The sequence below is a fragment of the Streptomyces azureus genome (genome assembly GCF_001270025.1).
Taxonomy (GTDB): domain Bacteria; phylum Actinomycetota; class Actinomycetes; order Streptomycetales; family Streptomycetaceae; genus Streptomyces; species Streptomyces azureus.
This window is the reverse complement of sequence record NZ_DF968466.1, coordinates 1-1,225: the sequence shown is the minus strand read 5'-3', so window position 1 is coordinate 1,225 and position 1,225 is coordinate 1. Positions and strand designations below refer to the sequence as shown.

The 1,225-nt window shown below is 68.7% G+C and carries 2 protein-coding genes; both read left to right on the top strand.

All coding sequences use genetic code 11. The features are described from left to right. Window positions 1–187: 187 nt before the first annotated feature. A complete protein-coding gene (locus AOQ53_RS35845; RefSeq protein WP_059423816.1) occupies window positions 188–625 on the top strand; it encodes a helix-turn-helix transcriptional regulator in 438 nt (145 codons plus the stop codon). A gap of 63 nt (window positions 626–688) precedes the next feature. Next, the gene (locus AOQ53_RS35840; RefSeq protein ID WP_059423815.1) at window positions 689–1,135 is read left to right on the top strand and encodes a VOC family protein; all 447 of its coding nucleotides are present in this window, start codon (window positions 689–691) and stop codon (window positions 1,133–1,135) included. Window positions 1,136–1,225 lie beyond the last annotated feature (90 nt).

Here is a 1,225-nt window from a genome sequence, read left to right as displayed (position 1 = left end):
GCGTCTGCATAAACTGCTCGCCGTCTGACCTAACCGATCATGTGTTGCGACGATCCCTAGAAACCGCCGTCAGCCCTGGGGGCCTTCGTCATGCGGCCATGCGGCCATGCGGCCGCACAGGCCCTCACGTGTTCGTGCACGTCCTGACTTGTCATACCCCCGTGCCACCATCGGATCCATGGACAAGATGCGGCAGGTGCGCCTGGCCAAGGACGCCATGGACCGGGACTGGGCCGATCCGGAGCTGGACCTGGGCGCCGTGGCCGCGCACGCCGGGTACTCGCGGTATCACTTCATCCGCGCCTTCAAGGAGGCGTACGGCGAGACCCCCTGGCAGTACCTCACGCACCGCCGCATAGAACGCGCCGAGGACCTGCTGCGCACCGCCAACCTGTCGGTGACGGAGATCTGCCACCTGGTCGGCTTCAGCAGCGTCGGCACGTTCTCGGCCCGCTTCAAGGCGTGGACCGGCCTGTCACCCAGCGAGTACCGGACGAAGCACGTGGGGCGCGGAGCGGCCCTCATACCGGGCTGCTACGCCATGCTGTGGGCCGGCGGTTTCCGATCGGCACCCGGCGCAAGCGCCGGCTCCGGCAAGCAGCGCAATTCCGGAGAAGCGGGCTGACACCCCCGGTGCCTACGGTGGCAGGGCAGGCACGAGCCGGCCGCCGACCAGCAGGAGCACGCCATGATCAAGGGTCTCGCCATCTCGACCGTCTGGGTCCTCGACCAGGAGCGGGCCAAGGAGTTCTACACGGAGAAACTGGGCCTGGAGGTCCGTACGGACATGACCATGGGCGAGGGCGGCATGCGCTGGCTCACCGTCGGCTCGCCCGACCAGCCCGACGTCGAGCTCACGCTCATGGTGCCCGGCGGGCCCGCGATGGACCCCGAGTCCGCCGAGATGCTCCGGAAGCTGGTGACGAAGGGCGCGCTCGGCGCGGGCGTGCTGACCACCGACGACATCCACGGCGACTACAAGAAGCTCAAGGACCGGGGCGTGGAGTTCCTCCAGGAGCCGCAGGAGCGCCCGTACGGCACGGAGGCGCTGTTCCGCGACGACTCCGGCAACTGGTTCTCGTTCACGCAGCCCCGGGAGGGCGGACTCGACCTGGACCAGGACTGGACCTGCTGATCAACCTGAGGGACTAGTGCCCCGGCAGGCAACGTTTGCCCGTCAAGGAGCGGCGTCCGGTGCGGCGAGAGGGCGTGCCGGGCGTCGCGA

Coding starts and splice junctions, on each gene's coding strand:
- AOQ53_RS35845 (WP_059423816.1), top strand. CDS start 188: ATGCGGCAGGTGCGCCTGGCCAAGGACGCCATGGACCGGGACTGGGCC.
- AOQ53_RS35840 (WP_059423815.1), top strand. CDS start 689: ATGATCAAGGGTCTCGCCATCTCGACCGTCTGGGTCCTCGACCAGGAG.